Raw genomic sequence first — 25,213 nt, forward strand, 5'->3', positions numbered from 1 at the left:
CAACGATGCCGTTACGGACCCTTGAGACCTGGCCCCACGGCGCGATCATGCTGGACGCAGAACACACGCGTTTTGCCTTGTGGGCGCCAGATGCGTTTTTCGTCAGTCTCGAACTGGAAGATGGACAATCCTTGCCGCTGTTGCCTCAGGCCGATGGCTGGTTTGTGATCAAGACCCGCTGCCCCGCGGGTACCCGCTACCGCTACAACATCGATGGCGAGCTTACGGTGCCGGACCCGGCCTCCCGCGCCCAGGCGGGCGATATCGACAGCCACAGCGTGGTGGTCGATCCCCTCGCCTATCAGTGGCAACACAGTGCCTGGCAGGGTCGACCGTGGAATGAGGCGGTGATCTACGAACTGCATGTCGGGGCACTCGGCGGTTTCAGCCAGGTTGAGCAGCATCTGGAACACCTGGTCGAGCTGGGTATAACCGCCATCGAACTGATGCCGCTGGCGCAGTTTCCCGGCGAGCGAAACTGGGGCTATGACGGGGTTTTGCTTTACGCGCCTCAAGCCTCCTACGGCTCGCCCGAACAACTCAAACACCTGATCGACACGGCCCACGGCCATGGCTTGGCGGTGATTCTCGACGTGGTCTACAACCACTTCGGCCCGGACGGCAATTACCTGCATCGCTACGCAGAAGGCTTTTTCCGCGAAGACAAACACACCCCGTGGGGCGCGGCCATCGACTTCCGGCGGCGCGAGGTGCGCGACTTCTTTATCGACAACGCGTTGATGTGGTTGCTGGAGTACCGCTTCGACGGCCTGCGCCTGGACGCGGTGCACGCCATCGAAGACCCGGACTTCCTTCAAGAGCTGGCACAACGGGTGCGGCGGCAAACCGATCCGGCGCGGCACGTGTGGCTCATAGCGGAAAACGAGCACAACCAGGCCAGTCTGCTGGAGCAAGGTTTCGACGCACAGTGGAACGACGACGGCCATAACGCCCTGCACGTTCTGCTCACGGGTGAAACCGATGCCTATTACGCCGACTATGCCGAGCAGCCCACCGAACAACTCGCCCGCTGCCTGAGCCAGGGCTTCGTGTTTCAGGGCCACATCACCCGCCACGGTACGCCGCGCGGTGAGCCGAGCGGTCACTTGCCGCCCACGGCCTTCGTGCTTTTTCTGCAGAACCACGACCAGATCGGCAACCGCGCCTTTGGCGAGCGCCTGCATCAGTTGGCCCATCCTGATGCCCTTTACGCCGCCACCGCGCTGCTGCTGTTGTCGCCGATGATCCCGCTGATGTTCATGGGCGACGAATTCGCCGCCGAGCAACCGTTCCTGTTCTTCACCAGCCACCACGGTGAATTGGCGGAACGGGTGCGCGAAGGACGACGCAACGAGTTCGCGGCGTTCAGCGCCTTTGCCGACCCGCACACACGCGAGCAGATTCCCGACCCGAACGCGACGCAAACCTTCGACGCTTCACGGCCGACACTGACCGCCAACCGCCAATCACCGATTTACGCTCTGTATCGTCAACTGCTGCAGATCCGCCACCGACACATCATCGCGCACCTGCCCGGCGCCCAGGCGCTGGGCGCGCAGGTACTGGCCGAGGGCGCGGTGACGGCGCGCTGGCGGCTGGGCGATGGCAGTCAGTTGCGCATTGATCTGAACCTGCGCGATGCGCCCGTGGTCCACACCCCACAGGCCGACGCGACATTGCTGTTCGAACACCCGCCACAATCGGCCGGTCTGTTGAATCAGGGCATGCTTGCCCCGTATTGCGCGCTAGTCAGCCTCACGGCCGCAGCCCCTTTGCTACCCCCGGATGGAGAGCGCCCATGAGCAATACGCAATTGGAAATACTGGCCAGCCGAGCAGGCCTGGCCGTCGACTGGATCGACGCCAATGGCCGTCCACAAAAAGTTACCCCGGCGGTGTTGCGCTCGGTGCTGGCCGGGCTTGGCCATCCCGCCAATACCGCCCTGGAGATCGACGCCAGCCTGCTGCAATTGCAGGAGGTGCAACAAACCCGGCACCTGCCGCCGCTGTTGACCTGCGACGTGGGCGTCGGCCTTGACCTGGCCCACTACTTCGAACCGCAAACCCCGTGTGAGATCCATCTCGAAGACGGCTCACGGATTAACCTGAAGCTCGATGACAACGCTGTGTTGCCCGGGCTGGTGCCGGTGGGTTATCAGCACGTCAGCATCGACGATCAGTCCTTCACCCTGGCGGTGGCACCCCAGCACTGCTACAGCGTCGGCGACGCCGTAGACAGTGAAAACCCGCGCGCCTGGGGCCTGAGCGTGCAGTTGTACTCGTTGCGTCGCCCCGGCGATGGCGGTTTCGGCGATACCCAAGCCCTCGAAGATCTGGCCCGGGTGGCCGGCGAACGAGGCGCCGAAGCGTTGGCGATCAGCCCGTTGCATGCGATGTTCAGCGGCGACACCCAGCGTTACAGCCCTTACTCGCCGTCCAGTCGCTTGTTCCTCAATAGCCTGTACGCAGCGCCCGGTGCGATTCTCGGTGAACGTGCCCTGCGCACCGCGATCGATGCCACCGGCCTTGCCACTGAGCTCAAGCACCTCGAAGCACTGCCGTTGATCGACTGGCCCACCGCCGCCGAAGCCAAGCACCGCTTGCTCGAAGCCTTGTACGAAGGGTTCACCCACGGTGAACATCCCTTGCACCCAGACTTCAGCAGTTTCCGCCATGCCGGTGGCGAAGCGCTGGAAAATCATTGCCGCTTCGAAGCGATCCAGGAAGCCCGTGCGCGGCGCGGTGAAAGCCTCGACTGGCGCGAGTGGCCCGAGCAATGGCGTGACCCGCGCAGCACCGCCCTGGCGCATTTTGCCGAAGAAAACTCGACCCGCATCGGCTACTACGCGTTCTGCCAATGGCTGATTGCGCGCAGCCTGGAACGCGCCCAGGCCGCCGCCCGCGGTGCCGGCATGAGCATTGGCCTGATCGCCGACCTAGCCGTTGGCGCTGACGGCGGCGGCAGCCAGGCCTGGAGTCGCCAGGACGAATTGCTCGCCTCACTGACCGTGGGTGCGCCACCCGATATCCTCAATCGTTCCGGCCAGGGCTGGGGCATTTCCGCGTTCTCCCCCGAAGGTCTGGTGCGCAACGGCTTTCGCGCGTTCATCGAAATGCTGCGGGCCAACTTCGCCCATGCCGGCGGCCTGCGTATCGATCACGTCATGGGCCTGCAACGACTGTGGGTGATCCCCAACGACGCGCAACCCAGCGAGGGTGCCTACCTCTATTACCCGGTGGACGACCTGCTGCGCTTGCTGACCCTCGAATCCCATCGACATCAGGCCATCGTCCTCGGCGAAGACCTCGGCACGGTGCCCGAGGGGCTGCGCGAGAAACTCATCGCACGCTCGATTCTCGGCATGCGCGTGCTGCTGTTCGAACAGGACAATACTCACTTCAAGCCAATTCTCGACTGGCCGGACAACGCCCTGGCAACCACCAGCACCCATGACCTGCCGACGCTCAATGGCTGGTGGCATGGCCGTGATATCGACTGGAGCGCGCGCTTGAATCTGGTCGACGCCCCGGGGGAAATCGAATGGCGCCAACACCGTGAACGCGAGCGCGAAGGTTTGCGCCGGGTATTGAGCGAGGACCCGCAGAACTTTCGTGAAGAGTCCCACGAAACCGATCAGGTGCTCGACGCCGCGATCCGCTTCCTCGGCCATACCCGCGCGCCGCTGGTATTGCTGCCAATGGAAGATGCCTTGGGTATCGAACAGCAGGCCAACCTGCCCGGCACCACCGACACCCATCCCAACTGGTCGCGCAGGCTGCCCGGCGCCAGCGAAGCCCTGCTTGATGATCCGGACGCCGCCCGGCGCCTGGAACTGCTCGCCTGTGCGCGACTTCAGGCGGCCGAGCGTGACCAATGAATCAACCGTTCAACCAACCGCTGCGGGCAACCCTGCGGCTGCAATTTCATAAAGGTTTCACTTTGGATCAAGCAGTGCCGCTGGTGCCGTACTTCGCCAGCCTGGGCATCAGCCACGTCTATGCCTCACCGCTGCTCGCCGCCCGCGCGGGGTCCATGCATGGCTACGACGTGGTGGACCCGACCACGGTCAACCCTGAACTGGGCGGCGAAGCTGCATTGCGCCGTTTGGTCGGCGCATTGCGCGAACAGAACATGGGGCTGATCCTCGACATCGTCTCCAACCACATGGCCGTCGGCGGTGGCGATAATCCCTGGTGGCTCGACTTGCTGGAATGGGGGCGACTGAGCCCTTACGGCGAGTTCTTCGACATTCAATGGCACTCGCCCGACCCCTTGATGGAAGGCCAATTGCTGCTGCCGTTTTTGGGCAGCGATTACGGCATCGCCTTGCAAGACGGCACCCTGCCCTTGCGTTTCGATGCCCGGCGCGGCGCCTTTTATGTCGAGCACTACGAGCATCACTTCCCGATTTGCCCCACGAACTACGGCGAACTGCTCAAGGCGGATGATCAGTTGAATGCCGAGCAGGTCGAGCAGCTCAAATCCCTGGCAGACCGCTTCAGTACCTTGAGTTACCAGACTGATGCGCACAGCCTGGCGATTCCGCTAAAAACCGAGCTGTATGAACTGGCCAGCGATCCGGCGATTCTTCACGCCATCCAGCACACCCTCGGCACTTACGACTCGCTCACCCCTGAGGGTTTCCAGCGCCTGCATAACCTGCTGGAGCGCCAGAGTTATCGCCTGGCCAGTTGGCGCACCGCGGCGGACGACATCAACTGGCGGCGTTTTTTCGATATCAATGAACTGGGCGGCCTGCGCGTCGAACGCCCGGCGGTGTTCGAGGCGACCCATGCAAAAATCTTCGAGCTGGTGGCCGAAGGTCTTGTCGACGGGCTGCGCATCGACCACATCGACGGCCTCGCCGACCCGCGTGGCTACTGCCGCAAATTACGGCGCAGAGTCGATAGCCTGGCACCGGAGCGGCACCTGCCGATCTACGTCGAGAAGATCCTCGGCGAAGGCGAAACCCTGCACCGCGACTGGTCCGTCGATGGCAGCACCGGTTACGAATTCATGAACCAGTTGTCGTTGCTGCAACACGACCCCGAAGGCGCCCAGACCTTGGGTGAACTCTGGAGCCGGCACAGTGAACGGCCCGCCGATTTCCGTCAGGAAGCACAACTGGCACGCCAACAGATTCTCAACGGCTCCCTCGCCGGCGATTTCGAAAGTGTCGCCCACGCCTTGCTGCAAGTGGCCCGGGACGACCTGATGACCCGGGACCTGACCCTCGGCGCGATCCGTCGGGCCTTGCAGGAACTGATCGTGCACTTCCCGGTGTATCGCACTTACATCAGCCCGCTAGGCCGAAACTGCGCCCAGGACGAGGTGTTTTTCCAACAGGCCATGGAGGGTGCAAGGCAAACCCTTGGCGAGGCCGACTGGCCCGTGCTCGATTGCCTGTCCGGCTGGCTCGGTGGCCAACCCTGGCGCAAACACCCGGTGGGCCGCCCACGCAAACTGCTCAAGCATGCGTGCGTGCGCTTCCAGCAACTGACCTCACCGGCGGCGGCCAAAGCGGTGGAAGACACCGCGCTGTATCGCTCGGCGGTGCTGCTGTCGCGCAACGATGTCGGCTACAACACTGAGCAGTTCAGTGCCCCAGTGGCTGACTTCCATGCGGCCTGCGCCAATCGCCTCACCGAATTCCCCGACAACCTGCTGGCCACCGCGACCCACGACCACAAACGCGGCGAAGACACCCGCGCGCGGCTGGCGGTGTTGAGCGAGCGCAGCACCTGGTATACCGAACAGGTCGAGCACTGGCGAACACTGGCCGATGAATTGCGCACTGAACCCGGCGCGCCCTCGGCGGGCGACGAGCTAATTCTCTATCAAGCGATCCTCGGCAGTTGGCCGCTGGAGCTGCGCAGCGATGATCCGGTGGCGCTCGAGAACTACGCCAAACGCCTCTGGCAGTGGCAACGCAAAGCCCTGCGCGAAGCCAAGTTGCAAAGCAGCTGGAGCGCACCCAACGAGGGATATGAACAGGCGAGCCATGGGTTTCTCGAACGCCTGCTGCTCAGCCCCGAAGGCGAGCCACTGCGCGCTGCCCTCGGTGCGGCGGCGCAGAGCATCGCCGCCCCAGGCGCGTTGAATGGCTTGGCGCAAACCTTGCTGCGAATGACCGTGCCGGGGGTGCCGGATCTCTATCAGGGCAACGAGTTCTGGGACTTCACGCTGGTCGATCCGGACAACCGCCGGCCGGTGGATTACGTCAGCCGTCAGCAGGCCATGCACCTACGATTGGACCTGGCGGATCTGTTGGTGAACTGGCGTGACGGGCGCATCAAGCAAACCCTGATCACCCAGACGTTAAACCGGCGTGCCGAGCATGCCGGGCTGTTTCAAAAAGGGATTTATCAAGCCCTTGAAGTCCTCGGCAGCCAGGCTCAGCGGGTACTGGCATTTGCTCGTGAATGGCAGGGAAAACGGGCAATCGTGATCGTACCTATACGCTGTGCCGAACTGCTGGAAAACAGTGCCGAACCACAGATTGACGCGCCACTCTGGGGCGATACACGGGTCAAATTGCCGTTCGCCGTCCCTGAAGAAAATATGAAGGGACTTTTTGCGAGCATCACAGTCACAAAACACAGGGAGCTGATGGTCAGCGCCGCGCTGGGGGATTTCCCGGTCAATCTCTTTATCCAAACTACCCAAGCTTGAGTTCAGTTCAGGAGCATTGCGATGAGTACCGACGATAAACGCATCCGCGAGTTTGCCTATCAAATCTGGGAGTCCGAGGGAAAACCCGTGGGCCAGGAAAAACGCCATTGGGAGATGGCCTGCAAACTGGCCGAAGCTGAAGCACTGGCTCCCGGCAAGTCATCGAAAGTGACCGGCAGCAAACGCGTCGGCACCAAGTCTGCGCTCGGCAAGCCAGACGGCAAGCTGGTCAATGCCAAAGACATCGAACCCGCACTCAAAGCTAAAACCAAGCCCAAAGCCAAACCCGCCGCCGCTTCGACAGTGATCCCGCCGGGAGAAAAAACCACGGTGAAAAAGCCTCGCGCCGCGCGTAAACCGCCAACGACCTGACGCTTCATCGCCTTGCCCCGCTTGATTGTGGCGAGGGAGCTTGCTCCCGTTGGACTGCGAAGCGGTCCCCCTCTTTTTGGGGATAGGGGGGCCGCTTCGCGGCCCAACGGGAGCAAGCTCCCTCGCCACAGCTGACCGGCATTAGCCCAGTACCGCCCCCCAATGCAGGAGCATCTATGAGTAGTCCAAAGAAAACCGCGCCCGAACCTCGTGCCGAGGCCTCGCGAATCCGTGAAGGCCTGCCCTTCCCGCTTGGCGCGACCTGGGATGGCCTGGGGGTCAATTTCGCGCTGTTTTCGGCTAACGCGACCAAGGTCGAACTGTGCATCTTCGACGATGCCGGCGAGGTGGAACTCGAGCGTATCGAGTTGCCGGAATACACCGACGAGATCTACCACGGCTACTTGCCCGACGCCCACCCGGGGTTGATCTACGGCTATCGCGTGTACGGTCCGTATGACCCGGCCAACGGTCATCGTTTCAACCCCAACAAGCTGCTGATCGATCCCTATGCCAAGCAATTGGTGGGTCGATTGAAATGGTCCGAAGCGTTGTTTGGCTACACCATCGGCCATCCGGACGCCGACCTCAGTTTCGATGAACGGGACAGCGCGCCCTTCGTGCCCAAATGCAAAGTGATCGACCCGGCTCACACTTGGGGTCATGACCATCGTGTCAGCGTGCCATGGGACAAAACGATCATTTATGAAACACACGTACGCGGTTTCAGCATGCGTCACCCCTCCGTCCCCGAAAATCTGCGTGGCACCTTCGCCGGGTTGATGGTCGATGACGTGCTCGAACACATCCGCAAGCTCGGCGTGTCGACCGTGGAATTGCTGCCGATTCATGCCTTCGTCAATGACCAGCATCTGCTGCACAAAGGCATGACCAATTACTGGGGTTACAACAGCATCGCGTTCTTTGCCCCGGACCCACGCTACCTGGCCAGCGGCAAGATCGCCGAGTTCAAGGAGATGGTCGCGCACCTGCACGAGGCCAATCTGGAAGTGATCCTCGACGTGGTCTACAACCACACCGCCGAGGGCAACGAACAAGGCCCGACCCTGTCGATGCGCGGCATCGACAACGCCTCATACTACCGCTTGATGCCCGACGACAAGCGCTACTACATCAACGATTCCGGGACCGGCAACACCCTGGACCTGAGTCACCCGTGCGTGCTGCAAATGGTCACCGACTCCCTGCGTTACTGGGCCACGGAAATGCATGTGGACGGTTTCCGTTTTGACCTGGCGACCATCCTTGGCCGCTACCACGACGGTTTCGACGAGCGTCACAGCTTTCTCGTGGCCTGCCGCCAGGACCCGGTGCTGCGCCAGGTGAAGATGATTGCAGAAGCCTGGGATTGCGGCCCCGGGGGCTATCAAGTCGGCAACTTTCCACCGGGTTGGGTTGAGTGGAATGACAAATTCCGCGACACCGTGCGCGCGTTCTGGAAAGGCGACGACGGTCAACTGGCGGACTTCGCCAGTCGCATGACCGCTTCCGGCGAGATGTTCAATCAGCGTGGCCGGCGGCCGTATGCCTCGGTGAACTTCGTCACCGCCCACGACGGTTTCACCCTGAACGACCTGGTGTCGTACAACGACAAACACAACGAAGCCAACGACGAGAACAATCAGGACGGCAGCAACAACAACCTGTCCTGGAACCACGGTGTCGAAGGCCCCACCGACGATCCCGAGATCAATGAACTGCGCCAGCGCCAGATGCGCAACTTCTTCGCCACGTTGCTGCTGTCCCAGGGCACGCCGATGCTGGTGGCCGGCGATGAGTTCGCCCGCACCCAGGAAGGTAATAACAATGCCTATTGCCAGGACAGCGAGATCGGTTGGGTCAACTGGGACCTGAGCGAAGACGGCAAGGCCCTGCTCAAGTTCGTCAAACGCCTGATCAAATTGCGCCAGGCCTATCCGATTCTGCGTCGCGGGCGCTTCCTGGTGGGCAATTACAACGAAGACATCGGCGTCAAGGACGTGACCTGGCTGGCCCCGGACGGCAGCGAAATGTCCATTGAACAATGGGAAGAAGGCCACGGTCGTTGCCTGGGCATGCTGCTCGATGGCCGCGCCCAGGAAACCGGCATTCGCCGCAAGGGTGCTGACGCAACCCTGCTACTGGTGGTAAACGCCCACCATGACATCGTCAACTTCCTGCTGCCGGAAGTGCCTGACGGAGGTTTCTGGACCTGCATGATCGATACCAATCAACCCTCGATTCGTGGCCAGGAACGCTTCGAGTTCGGTCACGAATATTCAGTCACCGGCCGTTCGCTGCTGCTGTTTGAATTGCAGCGTGAAGAAGACGAGTAAAAAGCCCCTACAGGTATTGTGCTTGCCTTCGAAGGTTTCGGTGATTATTTGCGACACCCGACACAGCCCGGATCAAAAAAACCTGTCAGACCAAAGGCTGAGGCGACGAATAGCATTCCATGAGCAATACTCTGCCCGCGGCAATCCAGGGTTCGGAGCGCTGTAATTGCTATTTACCCCGCCTTCACGGGTTTGCCAGGCTTGCGTCCTGCAAGTAATACGCATGACTGAGGGCACGACAGAACAAGGACGTAGCGCCTATGAAATCGGTTTCCATCAGCGAAAACAGCTCGCTCGCGCAGATCTGGAACAGCGCCCCGCAACTGGACAACATCCCTGTCATCAACACCGAAACACTGGTCCCGGCCGGTGCTCGCGCGGTAGTCATCGCGCCGCATCCCGGCGATGAAGTGGTGACCTGCGGTGGTCTGCTGCAGTTGCTGTGCTCCCTGGGTCATCCCCTGCAATTGATCTCGATCACCGACGGTAGCGCCAGCCATCCGGGATCGCGACAGTGGTCGGAAAAACGCCTGAGCGTGTTCCGGCCCCAGGAAAGCGTCGAAGCCTTGCGCCGACTCGGGTTGCCGATGCACAGCCTGAAGTGGATTCGCGGCGGCTTCACTGACAACGGTCTTGCCGAGCGGGAGTCCGAATTGACCCAATTCATCGCCCGTTATCTGCGCCCCGGCGATGTGGTGTTCAGCACGTGGTGCAAAGACGGTAACGTCGACCATGACGCCGTCGGCCGTGCCAGCGCCAGAGCTGTGGCCCTGGTCGGGGCAACGCTCAACGAAGTACCCGTCTGGGCCTGGCACTGGCCGACGCGCGATCACGGGTTGATTCCCTGGCATCGCGCACGCAAGGTACGCCTTGACACCTGGACCGTCGCACGCAAAAGCCACGCCACCTACGCCTACGCCAGCCAACTCGACGGCGAGCCGGCAATCGGCATCGCCCCAATGCTGCCCCCGGTGATACTGGAGCGCATGCGGTTGCCGTATGAAATTGTGTTTGTCTGAATCATTCGAGGAATGTCTTGGGCGATGGAGCTCCCACATTGGATTGGCGTCGCTCAAACTGAACTGCTCGCCCGTGTATCAGTCGCATGGAAACAGCAGCCTTGATTCAGAGGAGTGAACGTGACCAGTGATGCCGAACGACAGGCCGTCGAATCAATGCTATCAAACACCCCAGTGGCGATTCATCGTCTGAGAGTGCTGACGGTCAATACCCACAAAGGCTTCACCGCCCTCAACCGGCGTTTCATCCTCCCGGAACTGCGTGAAGCAGTACGTAGCACGTCGGCAGACCTGGTGTTTCTGCAGGAAGTGGTTGGTGAGCACGACCGGCATTCTTCCCGTTACAACGACTGGCCACAGACCTCGCAATACGAGTTCCTGGCCGACAGCATGTGGAGCGATTTCGCTTACGGCCGCAACGCGGTCTATCCCGACGGCCATCACGGCAATGCCCTGCTGTCGAAATACCCGATCCGTGAATTTCGCAACCTCGACGTCTCGATCACCGGTCCCGAGCGGCGCGGGTTGTTGCACTGTGTTCTGGATGTGCCGGGGCATGCCGAAGTGCATGCCATTTGCGTGCACCTGAGCCTGTTGGAAAGCCATCGACAGCTCCAGCTGCAGTTGCTCTGCCTGTTGCTCGAATCGCTGCCCGATGACGCCCCGGTGATCATTGCCGGCGACTTCAACGACTGGCAGTTGCAAGGCAACGCCGCCCTCGCCCGGCGCGACTACCTGCATGAAGCCTTCGAACGCCATCATGGCCGACCGGCGAAAACTTACCCGGCGCGTTTTCCCCTGCTGCGCCTGGACCGGATCTACCTGCGTAATGCCAGCAGTCATGAACCGCGAATACTCGGCCACAAACCCTGGACGCATCTGTCAGACCATTTACCACTGGCGGTGGAAGTGCGCCTGTAACACCGTCAAATGACAGTCGCCAAGTACTGCCAACTCTGACAGAAAAAATGACAGCAATGGCGCACCGACGCCATTTGATTATCCTCTGCTGGATGATCCGTCAAACAACCGAGAGCCCCCTACCCAGCGCGTCTGGACCGCACCTTTCTGGATGATTTTTCGCATAAACAATCACTTATATACACGCCAAAAATCAGTCACTTACAAGGTCTAAAATATCCATACCGCTTATCGGCCACTTTCTTGACGCGAGGTCGGCAGTCTTCTTAGCTAGTGCTTACTACCCCCGGAAATCCATCAGGGGCAAGCCTCCAGACTCCTGTAAAAACGGGCGGGTCTGACCTTGCCTCAATCCATTCGGTCGCCCCTCATTCGGGGTAGGAGAGACGCCAAAGCGAGATACGCATGCGATTGCAAGGTAGACCCCCATGAGAACTTCATTCACCTCACAAGAGATCAAAATCACTTTTTGCACTGTTACGGGTTCACTCCTGTTGTGCTCATCCATGGAGGTGCGGGCCTCGCCTGCCGAGGACGAACCAACTCCCTGGTACAACCAGGCACTGCCGACTCTCACCTTGCCCACCGCCTCCGCCACGTATCCCGGCCGCTTACGCTTCAATCCAGACTTACAAAGCTCACGCCTGACGGTTGAAGATGCTTCGCCTTCAGCCTGGGACCACGTCTACGGGAAGACCTCTCGGCAGGCCCAAACCGACTCTCTGGCCCAGGGGTCTTCTATCCCCGGCGCCAGTGAATTCAAAGGCCCGGCACTGCTGACCGTACAAAGCAACAGCGGCCATACACAACGGGTCGGACTGATCGGCGGCACCACTCAATTCCAGGGCAATGACAACGGCCTGCTGACCAGTCGCGCCCTTGCCGATCCCGGCCACGACACGCTCAGCCTTCAAGGCCAGAGTCTCGGCGCCTACTGGAGCCTGACCGGCCCGCAAGGCTGGCACGTGGATTTGACGGCCAGCGGTGGCCGGGTCAACGGCTACAGTCGCAATGACCAGGGCGCGCGACAAGCCACCGAAGGCAGCGCGGTGACGTTCTCGGTGGAAGGTGGTTTCCCGATTGGTCTGGGTAATAACTGGGTGGTCGAACCCCAGGCGCAGTTGATCAATCAACGCATTACGCTGGATACGCCGTATGCCGGTTCTGGTAATGCGTCATCCAGCGACTTGACGTCCTGGAGCGGTCGGGTCGGTGCACGCTTGAAAGGCAGTTACGATATTAACGGCCTGCCGGTCGAACCGTATGTGCGCACCAACGTGTGGCACACGGTGTATACCGGCAATACCGTGAGCCTGGATCAGGTCGACAAAATCAGCAGCAGCCGAAATTCATCGACGGTGGATGTGGGTCTGGGTTTGGTGGCCAGAGTGACGCCTTTGGTCAGCCTGTATGTCAGCGCCGATTACAGCAGCGATGTGGATGACAATGATCTGAACGGGTTGATTGGCAGCCTTGGGGTGCGGATGCGTTGGTGAAGCCTGGCCGATGATCGTTCCCACGCTCCGCGTGGGAACGATCAGGATCCTAACCCTCCGGACGCAAGATCAACACCCCCAGCGGCGGCAGGTTCAATTCCACAGAGAGGGCCTGGCCATGGCTCGGTTCCTCGTCGGTGAACACTCCGCCGCCGTTGCCGTAATTGGACCCGGCATAAGTATCGGCATCGCTGTTGATCAACTCGACCCAACGCCCGGCAAACGGTACGCCGACGCGGTAGGCCTGTCGCGGCACCGGGGTGAAGTTGGCCACCACCAACACCGGCCGCCCGTCCTTGCTCCAGCGCAGCCAGGCGTAGACGCTGTTGACCGCATCGTCGCCAATCAACCACTGAAAGCCTTGTGGCGCATCGTCCTGATCGTGCAGCGCCGGTTCTTCGCGATACAACCGATTCAGGTCACCGACCAGTTTGCGCACCCCTTGGTGTTCCGGGTATTGCAGCAAATACCAGTCCAGTTGCTGATCGTGATTCCACTCGCGCCACTGGCCGAATTCGCAGCCCATGAACAACAGTTTCTTGCCGGGATGCGTCCACATGAAACTCAGATAAGCCCGCAGGTTGGCAAACTTCTGCCAGCGATCGCCGGGCATCTTGTCGATCAGCGAATGCTTGCCATGCACCACTTCATCGTGGGAAATCGGCAGGATGAAGCGCTCGGACCACGCATACACCAGGCCGAAACTCAGCTCATTGTGATGATGGGCGCGGTACACCGGATCCTGCTGAATGTAATGCAGCGAGTCGTGCATCCAGCCCATGTTCCACTTATAGGCAAAACCCAGCCCGCCCTGTTGCGTGCTCTGGCTGACACCCGGCCACGCCGTGGATTCTTCGGCAATCACCAACGCGCCCGGCGTTTCCAGGGCCACCACATCGTTGAGATGGCGGACGAAATCAATGGCCTCCAGGTTCTCCCGACCGCCGTGACGGTTGGGCACCCATTCGCCGGCCTTGCGCGAGTAATCGCGATACAGCATCGACGCCACTGCATCCACGCGCAGGCCATCGACGTGGAAATGCCTGAGCCAGTGCAGCGCCGATGCCAGCATGTAGCCGTGCACCTCGGTTCGGCCCAGGTTGTAGATCAGCGTGTCCCAGTCCTGGTGAAAACCTTCCTGCGGGTTGCCGTACTCATACAACGCGGTGCCGTCGAACTGCGCCAGGCCGTGGGTATCGGTGGGGAAATGCGCCGGCACCCAATCGAGGATCACGCCAATCTCGGCCTGGTGACAGGCATTGACGAACGCGGCGAAGTCATCCGGCGTGCCGTAACGGGCGCTCGGGGCGAATTGCGACAGCAATTGATAACCCCAGGAGCCACCGAACGGATGCTCCATGATCGGCATCAGTTCGATGTGGGTGAAACCCAGCTCCTTCACGTAAGGAATCAGCCGCTCAGCCAACTCGGGCCAAGTGTACTGACGGGCGACCTCGCCCAGGTCATCCAGCTCGCATTGCCAGGAACCGGCATGCAACTCGTAGATCGACAGCGGTGCACTGGTTCGCTGACGCTCGCCCCGCGACTGCATCCAGGCGTGGTCCTGCCAGTCGATTTTCAGCGGCGAGGCGACTTTCGATGCAGTGTCCGGCGGCAGTGCAGTGGCGAGGGCCATCGGGTCGGCCTTGAGCGGCAGAATGCCGTGGGCGCCAAGGATTTCGTATTTGTAGAGCTCCCCCGCTTGCAGGCGCGGAATGAACAACTCCCAGACCCCGGAAGGATGGCGCAGGCGCATCGGATGCCGACGACCGTCCCAGACGTTGAAGTCGCCGACCACCGAGACCCTTTTGGCGTTCGGTGCCCACACAGCGAAGCGCACGCCGTCGACGCCATCGACCGTCTTCAGTTGCGCGCCGAGGCAACTGCTCAAGTCCCGGTGATTGCCCTCGGCGAACAGATACAAATCCATCTCGCCGAGTAACGGGCCAAAGCTGTAAGGGTCCTCGGCGAGTTGCTCGCCACCGGCCCAACGGGTTCGCAACTGATAGGGTCGGGCCCGCTCGAAGTGCCCGACGAACAGCCCCGGGGTTTGGGTGGTCTCAAGGCTGCCGAGCTCTTCCCCGGATTCCTTGTCCACCACCTGCACGCTCAAGGCGTCCGGTAGATAGGCTCGAATGAATTGCCCGCCAGCGCCATCGCCGTGCGGGCCGAGAATTGCAAAGGGGTCCCGATGCTCGGCGCGTACCAACGCATCGAGATCCCGCGCCCTGGGTAGCAGCGCCTGTTCCACGTGCCCCTGTTCCTTGTTCGAGATACTCATGACTACTCTCCACCAAGATCGGAAAAGGGTTTAAGCCCACTCAATAATCCATATAAACCGTGCAACGGCACGGGCAGCCAGGTGGGGCGATTTTCAGCCTCATAGGCCACTTCATAAGCCGCCTTCTCCAGCCCGAACAACGCCAGCGCAGCGTCCTCGCCTTCAGGATCTTGCCATGCATGAGCAAGACTAGCTGCCGCCAGCCGATAAGCGTCGACAAATGCTTGCCGCGCCTCTTTCAGATAACGCTCGGCGACCCGTTGACGCGCTGCCCGGGCATCGGCGGTGTTATCGACGTTATGCACGTTGATCGCCATCGCCGCGGCGTAATCGAAGGAGCGCAACACGCCGCTGACATCTTTATAAGGGCTGTGTTTGCCTCGGCGCTCATGCAACGGCCGCGCCGGCTCGCCCTCGAAATCGATCAGGTAGGCATCGCCCTTGATCACCAGCACCTGCCCCAGGTGCAAGTCACCATGGACGCGGATACGCAAACCGCCAGCCGCCTTTTTACCCAGCTCCTGAACATGGCTGAGGATGGCTTTTTTGTTGTCCAGCAATCGACTGACCAATGCCTGATCCGCGGCGTTCAGTTCAGCTTGATGCTGCTTGAGTAACTTCAGGGCATGTTCCAGCTGCGCCGCCACGTCCTTGGCCGAGGCCAGGGCATCTTTCTGGGTGGTGACCTGTGGAGCGAAGTCCGGGTTGGCGCTCGGGGCTGCTAACACCTGATGCATTTCCCCCAGGCGCTGGCCAAGCATGCCGGCAAAATCCTTCAGCTCGCCGAGGGCGTTGTAGTGCTGCTCCTGCTCGGACACAGCATCGGCGAGTTCGTCGCGAAGCGCCCGTTCGAGGTTGTTCTGGGTCCATTCCCACGCATCGCCCTGATTGCTCAAGTAGCCTTGGGCGATCATCAACAGCGTGTCTTCGCCCGCCGCATCGCGACGAATCACCGACCCCAGCAGTGGCGAAATATTGCTGAAACCGGCATGGGTCAGGTACGCACTCATTTCCAGCTCCGGGTGCACGCCTGATGCGACCTTGCGGATCAGTTTCAGCACCAGACTGCTGCCGATCACCACCGAACTGTTGGATTGCTCGGCGGACAGGTACCGCACCTCCGACTCGGCAGTCAGGCCAAGCCTGGCCAGTTCGTCGGTAGGCTCGAAGCGGATCTCGCCACCGTCCGACGGCAACACCATGCCGGCCTGCATACTCTGCAACACCGCATGAACAAAGCTGTCGAGGCTGAAGGCGTCGGTAATCAAACCGACCTGACGGCCGCGTCGGACCCTCGCCAGCGCCAATTGCTGCGGCAACGCCGCGCCGACCTGCTCCTCGGAGATAAAACCGAATGGCAATTGATAGCGGCTGGTCTGACCGCCACTGGTGACGTCGATTTCACCCAACAGCACTGGATGCTGCGGGTCGCCAAAGCGCACGCCGTAAGCGAGGTTGACGTTGTCGATGATGCCGTCCTTGCCGGCGTACCAGCGGCGGTTCTGCAGCCAGCTCGGCAGGATGCCCTGTTCCAGGGTGTGGCGGGACGGCGCTTCGAGCAGCTCTTCCATCTGTTTCTTCAGCACCAGGGTGGTGAAGTCCGGCAGGCTTTGCGCCGGTTCCACGTGCCAGCTCGGCATTTGGTTTTCCGCCGCCAGCCCGAACCAATAGAAACCGTAAGGCGCCAGCGTCAGCAAGAAATTCAACTGGCCGATGGGCGGGAACGCATTGCCGCCAAGCATCTCCACCGGAACCATGCCGACGTAAGCCGACAGATCCAGTTCCGCCGCTTGCGCGCTGCGGGACACGTTGGCCACGCACAAAATAATCTCGTGCTTGCCGTCCGGGCCGGTGAATTCGCGGGTATACGCCAGAATCCGTCGATTGCTCGGCGAGAGCATTTTCAGCGTCCCTCGACCGAAGGCCTTGGACTGCTTGCGTACCGCGAGCATGCGCCGGGTCCAGTTCAACAATGAATGAGGGTCGCCGGCCTGGGTTTCGACATTGACCGACAGGTAGCCGTATTGCGGGTCCATGATCGGCGGCAGCACCAGGCTGGCCGGGTCGGCGCGGGAGAAGCCGCCGTTACGGTCGATCGACCACTGCATCGGCGTGCGCACACCGTCGCGGTCGCCGAGGTAGATGTTGTCGCCCATGCCGATTTCATCGCCGTAATACAGAGTCGGCGTGCCGGGCATCGACAGCAGCAGGCTGTTGAGCAGTTCCACGCGGCGACGATCACGTTCCATCAACGGCGCCAGACGCCGGCGAATCCCCAGATTGATCCGCGCCCGACGGTCGGCGGCGTAGTAATTCCACAGGTAATCGCGCTCCCGATCGGTGACCATTTCCAGGGTCAGCTCATCGTGGTTGCGCAGGAAAATAGCCCACTGGCAGTTGGCCGGGATTTCCGGGGTCTGCCGCAGAATGTCGGTGATCGGGAAACGGTCCTCCTGGGCCAGCGCCATGTACATGCGCGGCATCAACGGGAAGTGGAACGCCATGTGGCATTCGTCACCGTTCAGGCCCTTTTTGTCGGTGTCACCGAAGTACAGCTGTGTGTCTTCCGGCCACTGATTGGCCTCGGCCAGCAGCATGCGATCCGGATAATTGGCATCGATTTCGGCACGGATCTGCTTGAGGACATCGTGGGTCTCGGGCAGGTTTTCGTTGTTGGTGCCGTCGCGCTCGATCAGGTACGGGATCGCGTCCAGCCGCAGTCCGTCGATACCCATGTCGAGCCAGTAACGCATCACCGACAGCACCGCTTTCATGACCTGCGGGTTGTCGAAGTTCAGGTCCGGTTGGTGCGAATAGAAGCGGTGCCAGAAGTACTGACCGGCCACCGGGTCCCAGGTCCAGTTGGACTTTTCGGTGTCGAGAAAGATGATGCGAGTGCCATCGTATTTCTGGTCGTTATCGGACCAGACGTAGAAGTCGCGAGCCGCCGAACCGGGCTTGGCCTTGCGCGCGCGCTGGAACCAGGCGTGCTGGTCCGAGGTGTGATTGATGACCAGTTCGGTAATCACCCGCAGGCCGCGTTTATGGGCCTCGGCAATGAAGCGCTTGGCATCGGCCATGGTGCCGTAGTCAGGGTGCACGCCACGGTATTCGGCGATGTCATAACCATCGTCGCGTCGTGGCGAGGGGTAGAACGGCAACAGCCAGATGGTGTTGACGCCCAGATCGGCAATGTAATCGAGTTTGGCGATTAGGCCGGGAAAGTCGCCGATCCCGTCATTGTTGGAGTCGAAAAAAGACTTAACGTGAACCTGGTAGATCACCGCATCCTTGTACCAGAGCGGATCCTTGATAAAGGTGGCTGACCTGGGTTTCTTCGCCATTTGTAACTCCTGTTGAATTCAATAAAGCCACTAAGGCGAAACACTCTGCTGCCGAGGGTGGCTCTTTGTGGCGAGGGAGCTTGCTCCCGCTGGGTTGCGCAGCAACCCCATTGCAGTTCATCAGTTGCACCGCATTCACCGGGTTTGCGACTGCTTCGCAGCCGAGCGGGAGCAAGCTCCCTCGCCACAGGGAAGCGCGGTGTATTCAAGAGGCAGATATCCTCCAAATCCCGAACGGTAGATGCCACGGTTCGATCCGCATGAACTGGTACTTGCCGTGCCAGGTCCAGCGGTGACCATTCATCAAGTCTTCGCCGTGGGTGCTGGCATCGTCGGGCAGGCCCATTTCCCACAGGGGCAATTCAAAGTTCGCCTCCTGGGCGTGATGCGGATCGAGGCTGACCGCCACCAGAATGAAATTGCTGCCGTCGTCGCTGCGTTTGCCGAAGTACAGAATGTTGTCGTTCCAGGCGTTGTATACCTTCAGGCCCAAATGCGAGTGCAACGCCGGGTTCTGGCGGCGGATGCGGTTGAGCTGGGCGATTTCGGCAATGATGTTGCCCGGCGCGTTGAAGTCCCGTGGGCGGATTTCGTACTTCTCGGAATTGAGGTATTCCTCCCGGCCCGGCACCGGTGCCGCTTCACACAGTTCAAAACCCGAATACATGCCCCACAGCCCGGAGCCCATGGTCGCCAGCGCGGCACGAATCAGAAAACCGGCGCGCCCGGATTCATGCAGGAACGCCGGGTTGATGTCCGGCGTGTTGACGAAAAAATTCGGCCGGTAGCATTCACGCCACGGCGATTCATTCAGTTCGGTGAAATAGGTTGCCAGCTCGGCCTTGGTGTTGCGCCAGGTGAAATAGGTGTAGCTCTGGGAGTAACCGACTTTGCCCAGGCGCGCCATCATCGCCGGCGTGGTAAAGGCTTCAGCCAGAAAGATCACCTCGGGGTACAGCGCCCGCACATCGGCGATCATCCACTGCCAGAACGGCAACGGTTTGGTGTGAGGGTTATCGACGCGAAACAGCTTCACGCCCTCCTTGACCCAGCCCACGACGATGTCGCGCAACTCGATCCACAGGCTGGGAATCGCGTCCACGGCATAGAAATCGACGTTGACGATGTCCTGGTATTTCTTCGGCGGGTTCTCGGCGTATTTGATCGTGCCGTCCGGCCGCCAATTGAACCAGCCCGGATGCTGTTTGAGCCACGGGTGATCCTGGGAACACTGAATCGCAAAGTCGAGAGCGATTTCCAGCCCATGCTCAGCGGCCGCCGCGACGAGCCGGCGAAAGTCCTCGCGAGTGCCCAGTTCCGAGTGGATCGCTTCATGCCCGCCCTCTTCACTGCCGATGGCGTAAGGGCTGCCCGGATCGTCGGGGCCGGCGATCAACGAGTTGTTCGGGCCTTTGCGGTAACTGCGGCCGATCGGGTGGATCGGCGTGAAATACAGCACGTCGAAGCCCATGTCCTGGATCATCGGCAGCCGCGAATGCACATCGTTGAACGTGCCGTGGCGAGCCGGATCATCAGTGATTGAGCGCGGAAACAGTTCATACCAACTGGCGAACTGCGCCAGCGCTCGTTCTACGTCCACCGGGTATTCAGGGCTCAGGCTCAGGAAGGGGCGATGGTCGGCCTGGGCCATCAAGTCCGCGCTACGCTGGTGCAAAAACAAAGCGACCTGCTCGGTTTCGAGCAGACCGGACAATTCATGGTGCAACGCCGCCAGTTGTTCACTGAGCAGGCCTTCGCAGCGTTCGGCGGCCTGCTGAACGTGAGTGCGCCCTTCCTGCAGCTCCAGGCTGACCGAGACGCCAGCGACGTGCTTTTTCTCCAGCTCATAACTAAAGCTGGCGAACTGATCGATCCAGGCTTCGAGGCAGAACACATAGCGGCCCTGCTTCTTGACACGAAACTGGCCCTGCCAGCCGTTATTGCCCAGATCGGCCATCACCTCGCTCTGCCAGGTTTCGTCGCCGTCGGCACGCCAGCGAATGCGCACGGCCAGTTTGTCGTGACCGTCGGCAAACACTTTGCTGGTCACCACCACGTCCTGATCAATCACGGCTTTAACGGCGAATTGCCCGCCATCGAGGGTCGGCATGGTGTTTTCAATCACGATCCGCGGTAGGAGTAATGCCTGAGACAGCGGGATATGCGGGTTGTAGCTCAGTTCTGTGGGTTTTTCAGCGGTCATCGAGCATCTCTCCTTAACGCCCCAAGGACGCTCTTGTGCCTGGTCGTCGTTCACCCGAAGCGGTCTGCCCCGAGATGAACTCACTTAAGTTCCGAACAGCAGGCGCCGGTAAAAGTTCAGAGGGATTTGCCAAGTCTTTCGGGGAATCAAATTCCCTGCGTATGGGTCAATCAACTTAAGCACGACTCACGCCATCTGCCACTGGAGACTGTTTCGATGAGTATTCCTATCCCCGCCGAGACACCCGATCCGAACATCGATGAGCCGACGATTCCGCCAACCCCACCGACCGAACCCGGCCCCATCCCCGAGCAGGAACCACCCGGCACCAGCCCGCCACCCCGGGAAGAGCCGCCGAGCTCCCAGCCGCCGCAGATCGTGAGTCCGTGAACAATGCCCCCGACGCGTGAAGGTTCATTTACGGGCTGCGATCCTTTTCAATCTGGCGCACCACGACAGGCATCACACCGAGAATCACCAACGCCAGCAACGTACTGAGCACCGCCGTCGCCTCGCGACCCATCCCGGCCGACACACCAATGGCCGCCGTCATCCACAACCCGGCGGCGGTGGTCAGGCCTTTGACGTGAGCCTCGTCGCCATCGGTGTTTTTCAGGATAGTCCCGGCCCCGAGAAAACCGATGCCGGCGATCACGCCCTGCACCACGCGGCTCATGGCATCGGCCTGGGATCCTGACATCTGCGGTACCAACACAAACAACGCCGCGCCCAGCGCCACCAACATATGGGTGCGAATCCCGGCGGCCTTGCCCTTCTGCTCACGTTCGAAACCGAGAATGCCGCCCAGCAAGGCGGCCATTAGCAATCGCACCGTAATGCGCGTCAGCTGAGAAGCATCGCCAATGTCGGCGAACTCCGCTTGCAGCGTCACCCAAACCTCGTGCCACCAGGCGTCCATGGCGCAGTCCTTGTGATGATGTAATGACTCGATAGAGGATGGACCGCACCCACCATTAATCGGTTGCACAGAACGATGACCGGAGGATGCGTCCTAACACTTCAGAATCCGCCGAAAAAAGGACGCCTCCATGACCGTGCGCATCGAAAACCAGACTTGCTTCTTCATCACCCAAAACGGCGAAGAAATCCGTCTTTGTCCCGACGTGACCATCATCACCGACGGGGAAAAATCCATGTCGATGGTCGACCTCGACGGCCAGCACATCTACATCACCGAAGCAGAAGCCGATGCATTGACCGTAGCAGGCGCAGTGGACGGTCGCCGGCATTTGAAGGCCACGGACAGTGATTCGGTGATTTGACTGACCCGCATCAACACACGCCGCAAACACCTGGCATAGGTGTTTGTGGCCAGCCGTTACGGGTGCATCAAGTTGTCGCAGGCAGGCGCCAGCAACTCATCTGATCTGCTTTTTATTGATTTAGCTGAACCTGTTATGCAAACAGATCGCTGGTCATAGTGCTCAGGCCTGATGGAGGCTGATGAGCGAAAGACCATGAGCGATAGAATCCCCGTCCGAACCGTTGAACCTGCCTCATTTATAAAAAGCAATGAGCCTTTGCGCCCAAAGATAAAGTCAAAATCCAGCGACAACCTGATCCACACCCGCAGCTTCACGGGCTTGTTTCGTACCCTGCGCATGAGCGGCACGGGGTTTCTGTTTTTGCTGTTTTTCGGCACGGTGTGGCTGAACTGGGGTGGCCGCCAGGCGGTGCTCTGGGACCTTAGCGAAAGCAAATTCCACATCTTCGGCGCGACCTTCTGGCCACAGGATTTCATTCTGCTGTCGGCGCTGCTGATCATTGCCGCGTTCGGCCTGTTTGCGATCACCGTTTTTGCGGGCCGTGTCTGGTGCGGTTACACCTGCCCGCAGAGTTCCTGGACCTGGATCTTCATGTGGTGCGAGAAGCTCACCGAAGGCGAGCGCAACCAACGGATCAAACTGCAAGCTGCGCCCTGGGGCCTGAACAAACTGATCCGCCGCTCGGCCAAACATACCCTGTGGCTGGCGATCAGCCTGCTGACTGGCCTGACCTTTGTCGGCTACTTCACACCGATCCGTCCGCTGGCCGAAGAACTGCTGACCTTGCAAATCGGCGGTGTCAGCCTGTTCTGGGTGCTGTTCTTTACCGGGGCCACTTACATCAATGCCGGTTGGCTGCGCGAAGCGGTGTGCATGCACATGTGCCCGTATGCGCGATTCCAGAGCGTGATGTTCGACAAAGACACCCTGACCATTTCCTATGACGTAGCCCGCGGCGAAAACCGTGGCCCGCGCAAACGTGACATCAAACCCACCGAGGTCGGACTGGGTGATTGCATCGATTGCCAATTGTGCGTGCAGGTCTGCCCGACCGGCATCGACATTCGCGACGGCTTGCAGATGGAATGCATCGGTTGCGCCGCGTGCATCGACGCCTGTGATTCGATCATGGACAAAATGGGCTACGCCCGTGGGCTGATCAGCTACACCTCGGAGCATGAGTTGCAGGGTGGCAAGACCCACCTGCTGCGCCCGCGCTTGATCGGCTACAGCGCGGTGCTGCTGGTAATGATCGGCGCCCTCGTCCTGGCGCTGGTGGAGCGGCCGATGGTGTCGCTGGACGTGAGCAAGGACCGTGGCCTGTTCCGCGAGAACAGTGAAGGCCAGATCGAAAACATCTACAGCCTGAAGGTCATCAACAAGACCCAGCAACGTCAGGATTATCGATTGACGCTGGTCGACGGCGATGGCTTCCAGCTGCAAGGCAAGAGCGAATTGAGCCTGGCCCCCGGTGAGATCGTCGACGTGCCGGTGTCGGTGGCCATGACCACGGATCGCCCGAGCAGCAGCTCGCAGACCATCAGTTTCAAGGTTGTCGACAATGATGAACCGGACATCTACAGCGTGGCCAAGAGCCGGTTTGTTTCGCCGATGAACCGTTGAGCCTTTAAGATGCACTTCTCTGTCAGATGCAGTCCTCTGTCAGATGCTGTCTCTGTGGCGAGGGAGCTTGCTCCCGCTGGGGTGCGAAGCGCCCCCAAAAATTTACGACTGCTACGCAGCCGAGCGGGAGCAAGCTCCCTCGCCACAAAAGAGTACCCCATGAATACCTTCAAACCAGGCACTAGATGAAACGCTACGAAAAATTCGCCGACGACATCGCTGAACTGATCCGCTCCGGCGTCCTCGGTCCCGGCCAGCGGGTGCCATCGGTGCGCTACGCCAGCCAGACCTACGGCGTCAGCCCGTCCACCGTGTTCCAGGCCTATTACCTGCTCGAACGCCGCGGCCTGATCCGCGCCCGGCCGCGTTCCGGTTACTTCGTCAATGCGCATGCACCGAGCCCGTTCTCGGAGCCGGTGATCAGCAGCCAGGTCAACGAGTCCACCAAAGTCGACGTCAGTGAACTGGTGTTCTCGGTGCTGGACTCGATCAAGGATCCGAACACCGTGCCCTTCGGCTCGGCTTTCCCGAGCCCCACGCTGTTCCCGCTGCAACGGTTGTCCCGCTCGCTGATCAGCGCCGCCCGGAAAATCGACCCGAGCATGGTCGTCACCGACATGTCGCCGGGTAACCCCCAGCTGCGTCGACAAATCGCCCTGCGCTACATGGTCGGCGGGCTGATGTTGCCCATGGAAGAGCTGCTGATCACCAGCGGCGCCCTCGAAGCCCTGAACCTGTGCCTGCAAGCAGTCACCGAACCCGGCGATCTGGTGGCCATCGAAGCCCCGGCGTTTTACGCCAGCCTGCAAGTGCTGGAACGCCTGAAGCTCAAAGCGGTGGAAATTCCCGTCCATCCGCGAGACGGCATCGACCTCGGCGTGCTGGCCCAGACGCTGGAACGGCATCCGATCAAAGCCTGTTGGTGCATGACCAGTTTCCAGAACCCCATGGGCGCGACCATGCCCGAAGCGAAGAAGCAGGAACTGGTGGAACTGTTGCGCACCCATCAGGTGCCGCTGATCGAAGACGACGTTTACGCCGAGCTTTATTACGGGCAACAGGCGCCAAAACCGGCCAAGGCTTTCGACACCGAAGGGCTGGTGATGCATTGCGGATCGTTCGCCAAGAGCCTGGCCCCTGGTTACCGCATCGGCTGGGTCGCCGCTGGGCGGTATGCGCAGAAAGTCGAACGCCTGAAGCTGATGACCTCACTCTGCGCCTCGATGCCTGCCCAAGCCGCCATCGCCGATTACCTGCAACACGGCGGCTACGACCGGCACCTGCGCAAATTGCGTTACGCCCTGGAAGAACAGCAAAGCGCCATGCTCGCTGCCATCGCCCGTTACTTCCCGGCCGAGACTCGCGTCAGTCAGCCGGCCGGCGGTTATTTCCTGTGGCTGGAACTGCCGCCGCAGATGGATTCGTTGAAGTTGTTTCAGATGGCATTGGCGCAAGGGATCAGCATTGCACCGGGGCCGATCTTTTCACCGACCCAGCGGTTCAGGAATTGTATACGGCTGAATTATGGAAGCCCTTGGACCGAGGATTCAGAGAAGGCGATGGAGACGTTGGGCAGGATCGTGCGGTCGTTCTAAAGGTTTGATGTTGTCTAGGCTATCGCCTTCGCGAGCAAGCCCGCTCCCACAGTGATCGAGGTGAA

General features: G+C 60.6%; 16 protein-coding genes. 12 read left to right on the forward strand and 4 right to left on the reverse strand.

The genetic code is table 11. The annotated features are described in order from the left end of the window. The first annotated feature begins 5 nt into the window (after positions 1–5). The 8 genes from treZ (at position 6) to AB3226_RS01370 (ending at position 12,816) form a co-directional block, all read left to right on the forward strand. The gene (gene treZ / locus AB3226_RS01335; RefSeq protein WP_367371688.1) at positions 6–1,802 is read left to right on the forward strand and encodes a malto-oligosyltrehalose trehalohydrolase; all 1,797 of its coding nucleotides are present in this window, start codon (positions 6–8) and stop codon (positions 1,800–1,802) included. Then, complete coding sequence (malQ, locus tag AB3226_RS01340) at positions 1,799–3,877, forward strand: 4-alpha-glucanotransferase (protein WP_367371689.1); 2,079 nt, start codon at positions 1,799–1,801, stop codon at positions 3,875–3,877. Before treZ ends, malQ begins: the two co-directional genes overlap by 4 nt. Beyond that, positions 3,874–6,672, forward strand: a complete 2,799-nt coding sequence (locus AB3226_RS01345; protein ID WP_367371690.1) for a malto-oligosyltrehalose synthase — start codon at positions 3,874–3,876, stop codon at positions 6,670–6,672. Before malQ ends, AB3226_RS01345 begins: the two co-directional genes overlap by 4 nt. 21 nt (positions 6,673–6,693) lie before the next feature. After that, entirely contained in the window at positions 6,694–7,044 is a 351-nt protein-coding gene (locus AB3226_RS01350) for a DUF2934 domain-containing protein (RefSeq protein WP_367371691.1), read from the forward strand. A 176-nt stretch (positions 7,045–7,220) separates the two neighbouring features. Beyond that, a complete protein-coding gene (gene glgX / locus AB3226_RS01355; RefSeq protein WP_367371692.1) occupies positions 7,221–9,380 on the forward strand; it encodes a glycogen debranching protein GlgX in 2,160 nt (719 codons plus the stop codon). Between the two features lie 260 nt (positions 9,381–9,640). Next, positions 9,641–10,399, forward strand: a complete 759-nt coding sequence (locus AB3226_RS01360; protein ID WP_367371693.1) for a PIG-L deacetylase family protein — start codon at positions 9,641–9,643, stop codon at positions 10,397–10,399. Between the two features lie 120 nt (positions 10,400–10,519). Further along, positions 10,520–11,320, forward strand: coding sequence for an endonuclease/exonuclease/phosphatase family protein (locus tag AB3226_RS01365; RefSeq protein ID WP_367371694.1), 801 nt, complete (start codon positions 10,520–10,522; stop codon positions 11,318–11,320). A gap of 428 nt (positions 11,321–11,748) precedes the next feature. Further along, the gene (locus AB3226_RS01370; RefSeq protein WP_367371695.1) at positions 11,749–12,816 is read left to right on the forward strand and encodes an autotransporter domain-containing protein; all 1,068 of its coding nucleotides are present in this window, start codon (positions 11,749–11,751) and stop codon (positions 12,814–12,816) included. Positions 12,817–12,865: 49 nt separating this feature from the next. Here the strand turns inward: AB3226_RS01370 and glgB are convergent, their stop codons facing one another. From glgB to AB3226_RS01385, 3 genes are all read right to left on the reverse strand, one after another. Beyond that, on the reverse strand, positions 12,866–15,097 hold the full coding sequence (glgB, locus tag AB3226_RS01375) for a 1,4-alpha-glucan branching protein GlgB (RefSeq protein WP_367371696.1): 2,232 nt from the start codon (positions 15,095–15,097) through the stop codon (positions 12,866–12,868). Between the two features lie 2 nt (positions 15,098–15,099). Continuing rightward, positions 15,100–18,441 carry a maltose alpha-D-glucosyltransferase gene (gene treS / locus AB3226_RS01380; RefSeq protein ID WP_367371697.1) on the reverse strand — a complete coding sequence of 1,114 codons (3,342 nt, stop codon included), beginning with the start codon at positions 18,439–18,441 and terminating at the stop codon, positions 15,100–15,102. A 205-nt stretch (positions 18,442–18,646) separates the two neighbouring features. After that, entirely contained in the window at positions 18,647–20,644 is a 1,998-nt protein-coding gene (locus AB3226_RS01385; RefSeq protein ID WP_367371698.1) for an alpha-1,4-glucan--maltose-1-phosphate maltosyltransferase, read from the reverse strand. Positions 20,645–20,860: 216 nt separating this feature from the next. Here AB3226_RS01385 and AB3226_RS01390 point away from each other — a divergent pair, with 216 nt between their 5' ends. Continuing rightward, a complete protein-coding gene (locus AB3226_RS01390; RefSeq protein WP_367371699.1) occupies positions 20,861–21,034 on the forward strand; it encodes a hypothetical protein in 174 nt (57 codons plus the stop codon). Between the two features lie 28 nt (positions 21,035–21,062). Here AB3226_RS01390 and AB3226_RS01395 read toward each other — a convergent pair whose 3' ends face one another. Next, a complete protein-coding gene (locus tag AB3226_RS01395) occupies positions 21,063–21,563 on the reverse strand; it encodes an MgtC/SapB family protein (protein ID WP_367371700.1) in 501 nt (166 codons plus the stop codon). Between the two features lie 130 nt (positions 21,564–21,693). On the opposite strand from AB3226_RS01395, the gene AB3226_RS01400 reads away from it, so the two are divergent. From AB3226_RS01400 to mapR, 3 genes are all read left to right on the forward strand, one after another. Next, positions 21,694–21,927: a DUF3203 family protein gene (locus AB3226_RS01400; RefSeq protein WP_367371701.1), complete on the forward strand. Its 234-nt coding sequence runs from the start codon at positions 21,694–21,696 to the stop codon at positions 21,925–21,927. Between the two features lie 195 nt (positions 21,928–22,122). After that, a complete protein-coding gene (gene ccoG / locus AB3226_RS01405) occupies positions 22,123–23,553 on the forward strand; it encodes a cytochrome c oxidase accessory protein CcoG (RefSeq protein ID WP_367371702.1) in 1,431 nt (476 codons plus the stop codon). Between the two features lie 185 nt (positions 23,554–23,738). Beyond that, positions 23,739–25,148 carry a GntR family transcriptional regulator MpaR gene (gene mapR / locus AB3226_RS01410; protein WP_367371703.1) on the forward strand — a complete coding sequence of 470 codons (1,410 nt, stop codon included), beginning with the start codon at positions 23,739–23,741 and terminating at the stop codon, positions 25,146–25,148. The last annotated feature ends 65 nt before the right edge of the window (positions 25,149–25,213 follow it).

The sequence above is a fragment of the Pseudomonas lini genome (genome assembly GCF_964063345.1).
Lineage (GTDB): Bacteria > Pseudomonadota > Gammaproteobacteria > Pseudomonadales > Pseudomonadaceae > Aquipseudomonas > Aquipseudomonas lini_B.

Excerpts from the sequence above, each read along its gene's own strand:
- treZ (WP_367371688.1), top strand. The coding sequence starts at position 6 with ATGCCGTTACGGACCCTTGAGACCTGGCCCCACGGCGCGATCATGCTG.
- malQ (WP_367371689.1), top strand. The coding sequence starts at position 1,799 with ATGAGCAATACGCAATTGGAAATACTGGCCAGCCGAGCAGGCCTGGCC.
- AB3226_RS01345 (WP_367371690.1), top strand. The coding sequence starts at position 3,874 with ATGAATCAACCGTTCAACCAACCGCTGCGGGCAACCCTGCGGCTGCAA.
- AB3226_RS01350 (WP_367371691.1), top strand. The coding sequence starts at position 6,694 with ATGAGTACCGACGATAAACGCATCCGCGAGTTTGCCTATCAAATCTGG.
- glgX (WP_367371692.1), top strand. The coding sequence starts at position 7,221 with ATGAGTAGTCCAAAGAAAACCGCGCCCGAACCTCGTGCCGAGGCCTCG.
- AB3226_RS01360 (WP_367371693.1), top strand. The coding sequence starts at position 9,641 with ATGAAATCGGTTTCCATCAGCGAAAACAGCTCGCTCGCGCAGATCTGG.
- AB3226_RS01370 (WP_367371695.1), top strand. The coding sequence starts at position 11,749 with ATGAGAACTTCATTCACCTCACAAGAGATCAAAATCACTTTTTGCACT.
- glgB (WP_367371696.1), bottom strand. The coding sequence starts at position 15,097 with ATGAGTATCTCGAACAAGGAACAGGGGCACGTGGAACAGGCGCTGCTA.
- treS (WP_367371697.1), bottom strand. The coding sequence starts at position 18,441 with ATGGCGAAGAAACCCAGGTCAGCCACCTTTATCAAGGATCCGCTCTGG.
- AB3226_RS01385 (WP_367371698.1), bottom strand. The coding sequence starts at position 20,644 with ATGACCGCTGAAAAACCCACAGAACTGAGCTACAACCCGCATATCCCG.
- AB3226_RS01390 (WP_367371699.1), top strand. The coding sequence starts at position 20,861 with ATGAGTATTCCTATCCCCGCCGAGACACCCGATCCGAACATCGATGAG.
- AB3226_RS01395 (WP_367371700.1), bottom strand. The coding sequence starts at position 21,563 with ATGGACGCCTGGTGGCACGAGGTTTGGGTGACGCTGCAAGCGGAGTTC.
- AB3226_RS01400 (WP_367371701.1), top strand. The coding sequence starts at position 21,694 with ATGACCGTGCGCATCGAAAACCAGACTTGCTTCTTCATCACCCAAAAC.
- ccoG (WP_367371702.1), top strand. The coding sequence starts at position 22,123 with ATGAGCGATAGAATCCCCGTCCGAACCGTTGAACCTGCCTCATTTATA.
- mapR (WP_367371703.1), top strand. The coding sequence starts at position 23,739 with ATGAAACGCTACGAAAAATTCGCCGACGACATCGCTGAACTGATCCGC.